This window comes from Tsukamurella sp. USMM236 (assembly GCF_037148755.1).
GTDB lineage: Bacteria > Actinomycetota > Actinomycetes > Mycobacteriales > Mycobacteriaceae > Tsukamurella.
The window spans coordinates 757,469-770,528 of sequence record NZ_JBBCSS010000002.1 but is presented as its reverse complement, the minus strand read 5'-3'; the positions used below and the strand labels follow the sequence as shown (position 1 = coordinate 770,528).

At 71.2% G+C, this 13,060-nt stretch carries 13 protein-coding genes; 5 read left to right on the top strand and 8 right to left on the bottom strand.

Going from position 1 to position 13,060, the window contains the following annotated elements:
* Positions 1 to 20 precede the first annotated feature (20 nt).
* Positions 21 to 407, top strand: coding sequence for an HNH endonuclease (locus tag WFK95_RS09620; RefSeq protein ID WP_224649705.1), 387 nt, complete (start codon positions 21 to 23; stop codon positions 405 to 407).
* Positions 408 to 422: 15 nt separating this feature from the next.
* Here WFK95_RS09620 and WFK95_RS09615 read toward each other — a convergent pair whose 3' ends face one another.
* The 3 genes from WFK95_RS09615 to WFK95_RS09605 all read right to left on the bottom strand — a co-directional run bounded on the left by WFK95_RS09615 (position 423) and on the right by WFK95_RS09605 (position 4,040).
* A complete protein-coding gene (locus WFK95_RS09615; protein ID WP_415678226.1) occupies positions 423 to 2,120 on the bottom strand; it encodes a purine-cytosine permease family protein in 1,698 nt (565 codons plus the stop codon).
* Between the two features lie 95 nt (positions 2,121 to 2,215).
* Complete coding sequence (locus WFK95_RS09610; protein WP_336670526.1) at positions 2,216 to 3,028, bottom strand: ion transporter; 813 nt, start codon at positions 3,026 to 3,028, stop codon at positions 2,216 to 2,218.
* A gap of 70 nt (positions 3,029 to 3,098) precedes the next feature.
* On the bottom strand, positions 3,099 to 4,040 hold the full coding sequence (locus WFK95_RS09605; RefSeq protein ID WP_336670525.1) for an ABC transporter substrate-binding protein: 942 nt from the start codon (positions 4,038 to 4,040) through the stop codon (positions 3,099 to 3,101).
* A gap of 86 nt (positions 4,041 to 4,126) precedes the next feature.
* On the opposite strand from WFK95_RS09605, the gene WFK95_RS09600 reads away from it, so the two are divergent.
* Genes WFK95_RS09600 through truB form a run of 3 tightly spaced genes read left to right on the top strand, consistent with a single transcriptional unit; the run spans position 4,127 to position 6,715 of the window.
* A complete protein-coding gene (locus WFK95_RS09600; protein ID WP_336670524.1) occupies positions 4,127 to 5,140 on the top strand; it encodes a metallophosphoesterase family protein in 1,014 nt (337 codons plus the stop codon).
* Positions 5,140 to 5,808 carry a 4'-phosphopantetheinyl transferase family protein gene (locus WFK95_RS09595; protein ID WP_308011468.1) on the top strand — a complete coding sequence of 223 codons (669 nt, stop codon included), beginning with the start codon at positions 5,140 to 5,142 and terminating at the stop codon, positions 5,806 to 5,808. Before WFK95_RS09600 ends, WFK95_RS09595 begins: the two co-directional genes overlap by 1 nt.
* Position 5,809: 1 nt before the next feature.
* The gene (gene truB, locus WFK95_RS09590; RefSeq protein ID WP_336670523.1) at positions 5,810 to 6,715 is read left to right on the top strand and encodes a tRNA pseudouridine(55) synthase TruB; all 906 of its coding nucleotides are present in this window, start codon (positions 5,810 to 5,812) and stop codon (positions 6,713 to 6,715) included.
* Positions 6,716 to 6,719: 4 nt separating this feature from the next.
* Here truB and WFK95_RS09585 read toward each other — a convergent pair whose 3' ends face one another.
* From WFK95_RS09585 to WFK95_RS09565, 5 genes are all read right to left on the bottom strand, one after another.
* Complete coding sequence (locus tag WFK95_RS09585; RefSeq protein ID WP_336670522.1) at positions 6,720 to 7,130, bottom strand: hypothetical protein; 411 nt, start codon at positions 7,128 to 7,130, stop codon at positions 6,720 to 6,722.
* 122 nt (positions 7,131 to 7,252) lie between these two features.
* A complete protein-coding gene (locus tag WFK95_RS09580; RefSeq protein WP_336670521.1) occupies positions 7,253 to 8,380 on the bottom strand; it encodes a GNAT family N-acetyltransferase in 1,128 nt (375 codons plus the stop codon).
* Between the two features lie 104 nt (positions 8,381 to 8,484).
* Positions 8,485 to 9,603, bottom strand: a complete 1,119-nt coding sequence (locus WFK95_RS09575) for a GNAT family N-acetyltransferase (protein WP_336670733.1) — start codon at positions 9,601 to 9,603, stop codon at positions 8,485 to 8,487.
* 72 nt (positions 9,604 to 9,675) lie between these two features.
* Positions 9,676 to 10,791: a GNAT family N-acetyltransferase gene (locus WFK95_RS09570; RefSeq protein WP_336670520.1), complete on the bottom strand. Its 1,116-nt coding sequence runs from the start codon at positions 10,789 to 10,791 to the stop codon at positions 9,676 to 9,678.
* Between the two features lie 9 nt (positions 10,792 to 10,800).
* Positions 10,801 to 11,916: a citrate/2-methylcitrate synthase gene (locus tag WFK95_RS09565; protein WP_336670519.1), complete on the bottom strand. Its 1,116-nt coding sequence runs from the start codon at positions 11,914 to 11,916 to the stop codon at positions 10,801 to 10,803.
* A 54-nt stretch (positions 11,917 to 11,970) separates the two neighbouring features.
* On the opposite strand from WFK95_RS09565, the gene WFK95_RS09560 reads away from it, so the two are divergent.
* On the top strand, positions 11,971 to 13,044 hold the full coding sequence (locus tag WFK95_RS09560) for a citrate synthase (protein ID WP_336670518.1): 1,074 nt from the start codon (positions 11,971 to 11,973) through the stop codon (positions 13,042 to 13,044).
* Positions 13,045 to 13,060: the final 16 nt, after the last annotated feature.

The window sequence follows — 13,060 nt, the reverse complement described above, 5'->3', positions numbered from 1 at the left end:
CGAAACGCGCGAGGCCGCCCGTGTCGCGGACCCGCAAGGCGCGGATCGCCCGCCGTCGCGCGAAGCGCGTCGCCGCCGCCGACAACGACCTGACCGGCGCGCAGTGGGACGAGCTCGTCGGCCTGTGGGGCGTGTGCGCCTACTGCGGGGGAGCGGGGCCCTACCAGAAGGACTGCGTGCTCCCGATCTCGCGCGGGGGTCGCTACACCCAGCAGAACGTGGTACCCGCGTGCCGTTCGTGCAATGCGAGCAAGTGCAACTCCGAGGTCACGGGGTGGATGCGGCGCAAGAAGCTCGACGAGCGGGCCTTCCTGCAGGGGCACGCCGAGATCCTGATGCACCTGCGGGAGCGGAACGCCGACGACGGCGCGCCGACCGGGGAGGTCGGCGCACCGTCGGACGCCTGAGCGGGAGACGCGTCCCTACTTCACCGGCGGATCCGCGGGCAGGACGTGCGCGCCCGACTTGTCGGTCGAGAGGGCCAGCGAGCTGATGTACTGCTTCTCGCCGTCGGGGCCGGGCACCGCGGAGGCCGCCATGTCGGGCCGTTCGAACTCGACGCCGGTCACGCAGCACAGGAGCTTCTCGCCCGACGGGTTGCCGTACTCGTCGAACATCGGCAGGTCGATGCCGTCGTCGGACCGGCGCAGGTAGTACTTGCCCCGCGTGGCGACGGCGAGGACCGGCGGCAGCACGAGTGCGAGGACCAGGGCGACCAGCGGCGAGTAGGGCTGCAGGCCCGAGCCGAGGAGCCCGAAGAACGCGGCGATGGAGAGCCCGGCAGCGACGATCACCGAGACGAAGCCGACCGGGTTGATGTCGTAGAGCATGCCGCGTCGGAACTCCGGGACCTTCGGCGAGATCTTCAGCAGGTACTTGTTGATCGCGATGTCGCTGGCGACGGCGACGATCCAGGCGATGCCGCAGTTGGCGTAGAAGTTCAGCAGGTTGTTGAGGAAGCTGAACATGTCGGCCTCCATGAGCACGATCGCGATGACGACGTTGAACACGAGGAACACCAGGCGACCGGGGTAGGTCTTGGTGACGCGGGTGAAGCTGTTGGTCCACGCCAGCGAGCCCGAGTAGGCGTTGGTCACGTTGATCTTGATCTGGCTAATCACCACGAGGATCACGGCGAGGGTGAGCGCGAGCCAGTGCGGCAGGAAGTCCTGGTAGATCTCCACGAACTGGTGCACGGGCTGGTTCGCGATGCCCGCGTTGTCGATGGTGATCCCGATCAGGTAGACGGCCAGGAACAGGCCGACGATCTGCTTGATGGCGCCGAAGAAGACCCAGCCGGGGCCCGCGGTGATCACGGCAGTCCACCAGCGCCGCGAGTTCTCGGGGGTCTTGGGCGGCATGAAGCGCAGGTAGTCGATCTGCTCGGCGATCTGCGCGATGAGGGAGAGGCAGACGCCCGCGGCGAGCATGGTGCCCGCGAAGCTGACGCCCTTGTGCAGGGGCTCGCCGGTGGCGGTGTCGATGCCGCCGAAGGCGAAGAAGTCGCCGATGGCCTCGGGATGCTTGAACAGCAGGTAGCCGAACGGCAGCACCATCATCACGAGCCACAAAGGGGTGGTCCACACCTGCAGCTTCGCGAGCGTGTTCATGCCGTAGATCACCAACGGGATGATCAGCACGGACGACAGCAGGTACCCGAGCCAGAGCGGAATGCCCAGGCCGAGTTCGAGGCCCTGCGCCATGATCGAGCCCTCGAGGGCGAAGAAGATGAACGTGAACGACGCGAAGATCACGTTCGTGAGTACCGAACCGTAGTAGCCGAAGCCGCTGCCGCGGGTGATCAGGTCGAGATCGATGTTGTACCGCGCCGCGTAGTACGCCAGTGGATAACCGGTCAGCACGATGACCAGCGCGAAGAAGCCGATGCCCCACAGTGCGTTGCCGGTGCCGTTGGCGATGCCGATGTTCGCGCCGATGGCGAAGTCGGCCAGGTAGGCGATGCCGCCCAGCGCCGAGGTGGCGACGACGGCGGGCCCCCACTTGCGATAGCTGCGCGGCGCGAACCGCAGGGTGTAGTCCTCGAGCGTCTCGCGCGCGGCGGCGTCGCGGAGCGCGGTCGACGGTGCGCCGTCGGCTTCCGCGGGTTGCAGTGCGGTCACGGTTGTTCCCTTCCGGCCCGCACCACCCGGTGCGGGGTTGGGGAAATCGTGCTGCCGCGGCGTTCAGCGGGGGTGACTGCGTCGTAACGGGTCGGTTACGGCGGCGGGCGGCGTGTGACGGCGGTGTTGCCCGCGTTCGCCTTCGCCGCCGCGTCCTCCTTGCGCTTGACCGAGTCCCGGATCTGGTCGATGTTCTCGCGCAGCATGTCCGCGACCAGCTCGTCCGTCCGCTCGTCGGCGAGCACCTGCAGCACCATCCGGAAGGTGGTGTCGACGATCAGCTGGATGATCTCGTCGTGGAACGGGATGTACTTGACCCGCCTGGTCTGCGGGTCGTTCTTGATCGTCTCCAGGATCATGCCCGTCATCTCGGGCTTGTTCTCCTCGAGCGCGGCCGCGATGTTCTTGGTGTAGTGCCCGGACTTGAGCACCTCGGCGACCTCGTCGAGGACGGCGACGGTGATCGGGCGCTTGACGGCGTCGACGACGGTGTCGGTGGCGCGGTTGACGACGGCGGCGGTGATCCGGTCGCCGTAGAGCCGGTCGATCGCCCGCGCGAGCCGGGCCAGGGCCACCGCGATGCGGATCAGTCGGAACAGTCGCGGCGCGGGGCTCGGCACGATCAGCGCGGGGATCATGCCGAGGATCTCGTACCAGTTGACGAGGAGGAACCGGCGATGCCAGCCCACCTGGCGCCACCGCCACAGGAACTCGGCGGCGAAGACCGCACAGATCACGGCGTCGACGATGAGGACCGTCCGGAGAGTGGCCGGGGAGACGTCGAAGAACGTGATCCACACGATCAGCCCCACGGAGACGAAGGCCAGCGCGACCATGGCCCAGTCGGTCCACAGGACGGGCGGCTTCCGCGGGTACGGAGCGAGTCGGGCGTCGGTCGTGGCGTTCATCGCGTCCGACACTACTGAGCGGCCGCGCGCCCGGGGGCCGGTCCGCACGGACCGGCCCCGGGGGACGCGATCACGCCGCGGGAGGCAGGTGCCGCTGCACGTCGTCGATGATGCGGCCGGCGCCGAGCACGCCGATCCCCACCATCCAGGTCTCGTCGTCGACCGCGAACGCGCGGTTCGCGGCCACGGCGGGCAGCGCGCCCCAGCGGTCGGTCACGGTCCGCTGGGTGGCGGACGAGTTCGCGCCGGGGGTGTGGAAGACGTAGTCGCCGTTGATCTCCGCGAAGTTCTCCAGCGACGGCTCGATCATCGAGTACTCGCCCCACGGCTTCGGCGGGATGCTGAAGCCCATCGCGGTGATCACGCTCCCGGAGAACGTGCCGGGGCCGTAGATCCGGAACGTGCCGTTCGCCCGCCACCGCACGATCGAGACCGACTTGCCGGGGGCCCCGACCTTGCGGCCCACCTCGGCGGCGCGCGCGTCGAGCGCGGCGAGCTGTGCGGCCATCTGATCCGTGCGGTTCACCGCCAGTGCGGTGATGTTCGCCTGCTCCTTCCAGTTGGTGCCGGTGTCCACGGAGTACACGGTGGGGGCGATGGCGGAGAGCTGCTGGTAGAGCTTCTCGTGCCGGACCTTCGAGCCGATGATGAGATCGGGCCGGAGCTTCGCGATCGCCTCGATGTCGGGACCGGCGATCAGGCCCACGTTCTCCGTGCCGTCGAGCTTGTCGCGCAGGTATCCGGGGAAGCCCTCGTTCGCGGCCGCGACGGCGGCGCCGACCGGCTTGATGCCCAGCGCGACCAGGGCGTCCGTGTGCGGCGAGTCGATGACGACGATGCGCTGCGGGTTCGCCGGTACCTGGGTCTCGCCCATGGCGTGGGCGACGGTGCGCGTCTGGGCGGGTGCGGCGTCGCCGCCGCCGGATCCGCACGCGGTGAGCGTCACGGCGGTCGCCACCGCGAGGGTGGCGGCGAGGAATCGGCGGCGGTTCGGTCCTGATGCGATCGTCATGCCGGAAAGATAGCATTCGGTTAGGCTTGCCTTGGTGTTCGGTCGGGGTGTGCGATCTCCCCGGCGCCGCCCGGTAGCGTGGAGGGGTGGCGAAGCTCTGGGCGATCAGTGACCTGCACGTCGGGCACCGAGGGAACGAGGGCGTCGTCGACAAGGTGTGGCCCGACTCGCCCGACGACTGGCTGATCCTCGCGGGCGACCTCTGCGAACGCACCGACCAGCTGGACGAGGTGCTCGCCGCCATCGCCCCGCGGTTCGCAACGGTGATCTGGGTCCCGGGGAATCACGAGCTCTACACCACCTCGAAGGACCCGATGCAGGTCTTCGGTGAGGCCCGGTACGACCACCTGGTGGAGATCTGCCGGCACCACGGCGTCCTCACGCCGGAGGACCCGTTCCCGGTGTTCGAGGACGCCGACGCCGGGCCCGTCACGATCGTCCCGATGTTCCTGCTCTACGACTACAGCTTCCGCGACGAGGGGCTGACCGTGCTGCAGGCGCTGGCCCGAGCGAAGGAGAAGAGCGTCGTCGCGACCGACGAGTTCCTGCTCTCGCCCGAGCCCTACGCCACCCGCGACGCCTGGTGCCGTGCCCGGCTCGAGTACACGCGCCGTCGGCTCGCCGCCCTGCCCGCCGGCACCCGCACCGTGCTCGTGAACCACTGGCCCCTGCGCCGCGAACCCACCGAGGTGCTCTTCTACCCGGACTTCTCGCTGTGGTGCGGCACCACCGCGACGGCGGACTGGCATGTCGACTACAACGCCGAGGCCGTCGTGTACGGCCACCTGCACATCCCGCGCACCACCTGGTACGACGGGGTGCGGTTCGAGGAGGTCTCGGTGGGCTACCCGCGGGAATGGCAGGAGCGGGGCCTGCCCGAGCCGCTGCTGCGCCGGATCCTGCCGGCGCCGGATTACACCGAGGAGTCGCTCGGGCACTACGGCGTCCACTTCCAGGTGGACCCGAAGTACCGGGACGACCCGGAGAAGTTCGCCGCCGAGCGCGCGAAGGCCCAGGCCCGCCTCGGCGACCGCCGGGTGGCGGCACGGGAACGGATCGCCGAGCGCCGGGCGGCGCGGGCGAAAGAGGGGGAGAAGTGATCCTGCAGTCGATGCTGCCGCGCGGCGTGGTCGCCCGGGAGGCGCACGCCGATCTGGACGCGCCCCTGCATCCGCGCGAGGCTGCGCAGATCGCCAAGGCCGTGCCCAAGCGGCAGGCCGAGTACGCGACGGTGCGCCACCTGGCCCGGGAGGCCCTGGGCGAGTTGGGCATCGGCGACGCCGTCCTCGTCAAGGGCGAGGGCGGCGGGGTGGACTGGCCGCGCAACGTGGTGGGCGCCCTCACGCACTGCGACGGCTTTCGCGGCGCGGTCGTCGGTTACCGGATGGGGGTGCGCACGATCGGCATCGACGCCGAGCCGCATCTCGCCCTGCCCGACAAGGTGCTGCCCACGGTCTCCGTGGAGTCCGAGCGGGAGGTGCTCGCTGCGCGCCCCGACGACGGGCTGCACTGGGACCGCCTGCTGTTCTGCGCCAAGGAGGCCACGTACAAGGCGTGGAACCCGATCACCGGGCGTTGGCTGGGCTTCGAGGATGCGGAGATCACCTTCGACCTCGCCGAGCGCGCCGACGACGCGGCGGAGGGCACCTTCCACTCGCGGATCCTCATCGACGGCAGGACCGTCGACGGCGGCGCGCCGGTCGCCGCGTTCGACGGCCGGTGGCGGATCACCGACGGCCTCATCGTGACCTCGATCGCGGTGGTGTGAGATGACCACCGCCAGGACCTTCCTCGAGCCCGACGGCGCCGGACTCGTCATCGTCGACAAGCCCGCGGGCCTCACCAGCCACGACGTCGTCGCGCGGTGCCGGCGCGCGATGGGCACGCGCAAGGTCGGTCACGCCGGCACCCTCGACCCGATGGCGACGGGCGTGCTGGTGATCGGCATCGAGCGGGCGACGAAGCTGCTGGGCCACCTCGCGCTCACGAGCAAGGCCTACTCGGCCACCGTCCGGCTCGGTGCGTCGACGTCCACCGACGACGCCGAGGGCGAGGTCACCGGCGGCGCCCCCGCCGCGGGCCTCGACGAGGACGCCGTGCGCGCCGCGATGGCGCCGCTGACGGGTGAGATCGAGCAGGTGCCGAGCTCGGTGAGTGCCATCAAGGTCGACGGCAAGCGGGCCCACCAGCTGGTGCGCGAGGGGGCGGACGTGCAGCTCAAGGCCCGCCCGGTCACCGTCGACGAGTTCGCGGCGCACGCCTTCCGGCGCGAGGGCGGCTTCCTCGACGTCGACGTGACCGTCGAATGCTCCTCCGGCACGTACGTCCGGGCGCTCGCCCGCGACCTGGGCGCGAGCCTCGGCGTGGGTGGGCACCTGACCGCGTTGCGTCGCACCAGGGTCGGGCCGTACGGGCTCGATCACGCGATCACCCTCGACGAGCTCTTCGAGACGCCGCGGTTGTCCTACGGCATCGACGAGGCGATCGCCGCGGGCTTCGCCATCCGCGAGATCACCGAGGAGCAGTCCGTCGACCTCGCGCTGGGTCGATGGCTCGAGCCGGTCGGCCTGCCCGGCGTCTACGCCGCGGCGACCGCCGATGGCCGCGTCTTCGCGCTGCTCCAGGAGTCGGGGAAGCGCGCGAGTTCGGTCTTCGTGGTCCGCCCCGCCGCCTGAGCGGTCAGCCGTCCAGGAATCGAGTCCACGATGCGCGGGGCGTGGACTCGTCGCCGAGCGTGGGCCACGTAGGGCCCTCCGAGGCGAATCCGAGAGTTTCGAGCGCGGGCGCAGCTGACATGTGCCGGTCGGCCACAGCGATCGTCAGCCGTCGGGTTGCTTGGTGCTCCGCGACCGCGCGGCAGGCGGCGATGATCACGATGACCGCCGCGTCCGTCGCCGCGTCGGGTGGGATCCTGTCGATGATCTCCGTCGTGGAGGTCCTCAGGTCGACGGACACCTGTACGTCGCCGACTCGCCGGCCATCCGTGAACGCCTGATACAGCCCGTCGCTCACCGCCTCGAACGTCACTGCGCAAGTGCTGTTCTCGTGCTCGCCGATGCGGAATCGACCGGCGGTCGGCGTCATGGTCATGACCGCGATGGTACCGCAAAAATGCGACGAATCACTCATTTGGGGTGATTTTCTAGGCGAACTAGCCCCGGTGAGTGGCAGGCCCGGGCCGTGCGCATCGTCCTACGGCAACGCCGGATCGATTACTCGCGCAGGCGGGTCCATGTCACCCGCGGCGTGGATTCGTCGCCGCGGGTGGGCCAGGTGGTGCCTTCGCGGCGGAAGCCGATGGTTGCGAGCGCGTCCGTGAGATGTGGGCTGGGGTCGGCCGCGGCTATCGTCAACCGCCGGGTGTCCTGGCGCTCCGCAGCGGCCCGGCATGCGGCGATGATCACGGCGTCGGCCGTTCCGTCGGGCACCTCGTGTGCCGTGCGGTCGATGATCTCGGTCGTCGAGGTCCCCAGGTCGACGGAGATCTGGGCCGCGCCGGCTGGACGGCCGTCGACGTGTGCCTCGTACAGCCCGTCACGCCCTGGCTCGAATTCGACGGTGGTTGCATCGCCGGTGCCCGTGACTCGCGGGAGGGCGTGGAGTGCCTCCTCCGGCCTCGACGGGCGCATGCGAACACGCACCTTGCGTGCGCCGAGGCGGGCGGCTCCGAACGTCGCCGCCGGTGATGGTGCGGCCGCCCTCCGTCGAGGCAGGGGCACCGCCCCGATCGCGTCGAGTGTCGCGGCCAGTCGAGCGCGGGCCTCGGAGGTGTTCTCGATCGCGTAGATCGCGTGATCGGCGGGCTCTCCGGCGTACTCGCGCAGCCGGCGCAGAGTCTGGACGTGCTGGAAACCGACCGATTCTGCGAGGGTGGCCGCGGCGCGGTTCTGCACGCACGCCGGTGCGACGATGCGCGGGACATCCGGGAGCGCGAGGAAGATGTCCAACACGCATATCGCGAGTGCCCATTGCGCGATGGAAGGGGAACTGCGCGGCATTCCTGCGATCCAGATCGAGGACTCGAGGTGGCCCGTCCGTGGGTCCGGTCCGACGTGCTCGACCTGCCCCACCACGCGTGCGCCGGCTCCGTCCCCGGCGATCAGGACCCGGGAGTGGACGACGAACGGGTCGGTACGGGCGGACCACCACTTGTCGGCCCACGCGGTCGACGAGTGTTCCTTGCGCCAATCGGCATTCGCCTGGCCGAAAGCGGGGCGTAGCCGCTCCTCGTGCTCCAAGCAGGTGCGGCGCCACGAGTCGGCATCCGAGAGCCGGGGCGCACGGAGCTCGACGACGTGTTCGCCGACGCGGAAGCGGCCGGAGGCCGACCGAGTTCTCACCCGACAATGCTACTGCAAATACTCTCTGCAGTGACGCGCGAAGAAGTAGGGGAAGTGCGTGAACTCCGTCCTCGTGGTCCGGCCCGCCGCCCGAGCGGTCAAGGTCACTCCGCCCGGAGGCGGGTCCACGATTCGCGCGGCGTGGCCTCGTCCCCGAGCGTCGGTAGGGTCTTTCCCTCGGAGGCGAAGCCGATCGCGGCGAGCGCGTCGCGGGCGGGGGAGTGCCGATCGGCCAGCGCCACGGTGAGGCGCCGGGTGTGCTGGCGTTCCGCCGCGGCGCGGCAGGCGGCGACGATGACTGCGGCCGCGAGGGCGGACGGCGCGTCGGCGCGCAGCCGGTCGATGATCGTGGTCGTCGAGCTCCCGCCGTCGACGTCGATCTCGAGTGCACCGAGCGGCGCACCGTCGACGGTCACGGGATGGCGTCCGTCGCGCGGAGCCCCGAAAGCGATGTCGAGTCCGTCGTCGGTGCGCGCGAGCGACGGGAACGCGCGGGTGGGGACGGCCCGTCCCGCCGCGCGACCGGCACGCAGGCGTCGGACGCCGATCCGGGCCAGGTCGACCGCCGCGTGGGCGGGTGGCAGCGGCGCGCGGCTCGCCGGCAAGGGTTGTGGGTCGACCGAGTCGATGATCCGCTGCAGGTCACGCCGGGATTCGGCGGTGTTGTGCATGACGTAGATGGTGTGATCGACGGGTTCGCCTTCGTAGATGCGCAGTGAGCGCGCGGTCTGGAGATAGGTGAAGCCGAGCGCCTTGGCCAGCGCGAGCGAGCCACGATTCTCCACGGGCTGCACGGCCAGGACCGCCGAGACATGGGGGGACTGCGCGAACGTGTCCAGGACGTTCACAGCCGACATCCAGAGCGTGACCGCCTTCGACTCGGGCAGGCCGACGACCCACGTGAGGGATTCGACGTGTCCGGCGCGCGGGTCGGGTCCGAGCATCGCCTGTTGGCCGACGACCCGCTGGCCCGCGCCATCGTCGACGGTGAGCACGCGTGAGAGCACGGTGGTCTCGGCGTTTCGGGAGCTCCACCACTGCTCCGCCCACGCGGCGGTGGAGTGCTCCGTCGCCCAGTCCGTGTCCGGGGTGGCGAACGCGGGGCGGAGTCGCTCCTCGTGCTCGAGCACCGTGCTCCGCCAGGATCGGGCGTCGGACAGGCGTGGAGCGCGGAGTTCGATGGTGTGGTCGCCGATCCTGTAGCGGCCGGCGTGCGAGGGCATCGTCACGCCCGGCGATGCTACTGCAAACAGTGTTGTGATGCGCTGCGGCGGCTGCATCGAGTGATCGACGACTCACTCCCGGAGCCGGGTCCACGACTCTCGTGGGGTGCGCTCGTCGCCGCGGGACGGGAGCGCGGGCCCTTCGGAGAGGAAGCCGAGGGCGACGAGCTCCTGGGAGGCGGTGGCATGCCGATCGGCCAGCGCGATCGTGAGGCGCCGCGTCCTCTGGCGTGCCGCGGCCGCGCGACACGCGGCGGCGACGACGCCGCCGGCCTCGGGAACCGCGCTCGGGGCGAGCCGGTCGATGATCTCGGTGGTCGAGGTCCCCAGGTCGACGGTCACCTCGAGGTCGCCCATAGGGGCGCCGTCCATGTGCACCCGATACCGCGCATCGCGACCGGCATCGAACGCGACGGTGTGCCGGTCGGCGGTGTGGGTGACGGCCGGCAGGAGCGGGTCCGCGGGCCGCGAGGGTGTCGTGCGCGCACGTAGGCGGCGAGCGGCGAGGTGGGCCGCGCCGAACGCCGCGGACACGGACGGCTTCTCGGCCCGCCGTGCGGGCAGGGGTTGCGCGGCGAGAGCGTCCAGGATCCGTTCCAGCTCGACCCGGCTCGCCGCGGAGTTCTCGACGGCGAAGACGTCGTGGTCGACGGGCTCCCCGGCGTACTCGCGGAGCTGGAACAGGGTCTGAACGTGGCGGAAGCCGACCGATCCGAGCAGGGCGATCGCGGAGCGGTTGTGCACGTACACCGGGGCGACGACCCGCGGCACCTCCGGGTGCGTCCGGAGGACGTCGAGCACTGTCGTCGCGAGCGCCCACCGGGACACCGGGGTGGAATGCGGGACGCCGGCGAGCCAGATGGAGCTCTCGACGTGACCGGTGCGCCGGTCCGGCCCCACGTGGTCGACCTGTCCCACCACATGAGCTACGGGACCGTCCTCGGCGACGAGCACCCGGGCGTGTACGACGAACGGGTCGGTGCGCGCCCGCCACCACCGGTCCGCCCAGGCGGCGGCGGAGTGCTCCGTGCTCCAGTCCGTCGTCGCGGTGCCGAACGCGGGGCGCAGGCGCTTCTCGTACAGGAGGTTGGTGGTGCGCCAGGAGTCCGCGTCCCCGAGCCGCGGAGCGCGGAGCTCGAGGACGTGGTCGCCGATCCGGTAGCGACCGGATGCGGGATCGATGCCCACCAGACGATGTTACTGCAAATTCTCCGGTCCGACGTACTGCGCGGAGGGCCGGATGATCTTGCCCTGGCGGACCTGCTCGAGGATGTTCGCGGTCCAACCGACCACGCGGGCGACGCCGAACGTCGGCGTGAACATGGACGGCGGCAGGCCCACCTCGGTCATCAGCACGCCCGCGTAGAACTCGACGTTCGCGTACAGCCGCCTGCCCGGCTTGAGTTCGTTGATCCCCGCTTCGATCTCGGCCTCGACCGCGCGCGCCCGGCGCACCAGCGGGGAGTCGAACCGGGTCACCACCTCCTTGAGCAGCTCCGACCGCGGGTCGTGCGTGCGGTAGACGGCGTGCCCGAAGCCCATGATCTTCTCGTCGCGGGCGATCTTCCCGCGCACCCAGGCGCGGGTGTTCGCGGGATCGCCGATCTCGTCGAGCGCCGCCAGCGCTCGGCTCGGCGCTCCGCCGTGCAGCGGCCCGAGGAAGGCCCCGAGCGCACCCAGCAGGCACGAGGACATGTCGGAGCCCGTGGAGGCGATCACCCGGCCGGCGAAGGTCGAGGCGTTGAAGCCGTGGTCGATCGTCGCGACCAGGTAGGTCTGCAGCGCGGCCGCGGCGGCCGCGTCCGTGGTCCCGGTCGCCATCCGCAGGTAGTCGGCGGCGTGGCCGGCGTCCGGGTCGGCATCGAGGGGCACCTCGCCCCGTGCCAGACGGTGCGCCGCGGCCAGGATGGCCGGAGTCGCCGCGGCGTACCGCAGCGCGGCCTCGGTCCGTTCGGCCTCCGGCACGTCCATGAGCGGCCGGTCGCCGAGGCCGAGGCCGGCGAGCGCCAGGCGCAGTGCGTGCATCGGCTCGGTATTCGGCCCGACGGTGACCCGCAGCAGGTCGAGCACGCCGCCCGGCAGGACCCGCAGGGCGCCGGCGCGACGGGCGAAGGCGGCACCGTCGGACGGCCCGGGCAGGCGGCCGAACAGCACGAGGTGCCAGGCGTCCTCGAAGGTGACCTCCGCCGCGAGGCGCGTGGCGTCGTGGCCGCGGTAGTGGAAGTAGCCCTCCTCGCCGCGGACGTCGCCGATCTCGGTGTCGGTCACGATGACGTTCTTGAGCCCGGCCGGGGCGATGAGCGGTGTGGTCATGCCCCGAGTGTGGGCGATGTTGATCAATACCCGCAATGTTGATTCAATCAACTCGTGGACCGGTGGATCACGACCTCGGAGGCCGCGGAGCGGCTCGGGGTCAAACGCGGCACCCTGTACTCCTACGTCAGTCGCGGCGTGCTGCACTCGCGGCGCATGCCGGGGCAAGCGGAGTCGCTGTTCGACCGCACCGAGGTCGACTCCCTCGCCGCGGTCAAGCACGACGGCCGGCGGGAGGCCGACCGCCTGCTCCGGTTCCGGGCCGTGACCACGCGGGTCTCGGCGCTCCGCGGCGACGCGCTGTATCTGCGCGGCCGTCCCATCTCGGAGGTCTGCGCGACGATGGATTTCGCGGCGGCCGCGCGCTTCGCGTTGGAGGCGGACCAGGTCGCCGCCCCGCCGGCCGTCGACCTGGACGTCGCGCGGACGGTAGCGCTCGAGCGCAGGATCCCGCTGGCCGTCGCGCTACTCGCGGCGCGGGATCCAGTGCGGGCGGACCGGTCCCACGTCGCCGAGCGCACGCTCGGCCTGCTGCCGGTGCTCGCGGGGCTGGTACCGGAGGCCCGCCTCGATCACCACTGGGTCGACGCGCTCGCCACGTGCCTGATCGACAACGGCCTGGCCGCGTCGACGACGGCCGCGCGGGTCGCGGCGTCGGCGCGCGCGGGCTTCTACGACGCGCTGCTGGCCGGGTACGGGGCGATGGCGGGCGTGCTGCACGGCGGCGCGCCGGCAGCCGCCCACGCGATGCTCGGGCGGGTGCTGGACGGCGGCGACATCGACGCGGCGATCGCGGACGCGGCGTGGGGCGGGCACCTCGCGGGCTTCGGCCACATCGTCTACACCGGCGAGGACCCGCGGGCCACCGTCGTGCTGGGCCTGATGAGGGCGGACCGCCCCGACGCACCGGCGCTGCGGGCGGTCGCGGACCTCGCCGCCCGGACCGGCCGGTCCGTCAACATCGACCTCGCGGGAGCGGCGGTCGCGCACACGCTCGGGCTCCCCGCGCGCGCCACCGAGGTGCTGTTCCAGTACGGCCGGACCGTCGGGATGGCGGCGCACATCGCCGAGGAGTACGAGGAGGCGCCGCTGCGCTGGCGGGGCACGAACAGCGGGGGCGTGCGCTGACGCCTGTGGTTCACTA

Coding starts and splice junctions, on each gene's coding strand:
- WFK95_RS09585 (WP_336670522.1), bottom strand. CDS start 7,130: ATGACCATGACGCCGACCGCCGGTCGATTCCGCATCGGCGAGCACGAG.
- truB (WP_336670523.1), top strand. CDS start 5,810: ATGACCACCGCCAGGACCTTCCTCGAGCCCGACGGCGCCGGACTCGTC.
- WFK95_RS09610 (WP_336670526.1), bottom strand. CDS start 3,028: ATGAACGCCACGACCGACGCCCGACTCGCTCCGTACCCGCGGAAGCCG.
- WFK95_RS09565 (WP_336670519.1), bottom strand. CDS start 11,916: ATGACCACACCGCTCATCGCCCCGGCCGGGCTCAAGAACGTCATCGTG.
- WFK95_RS09575 (WP_336670733.1), bottom strand. CDS start 9,603: ATGCCCTCGCACGCCGGCCGCTACAGGATCGGCGACCACACCATCGAA.
- WFK95_RS09605 (WP_336670525.1), bottom strand. CDS start 4,040: ATGACGATCGCATCAGGACCGAACCGCCGCCGATTCCTCGCCGCCACC.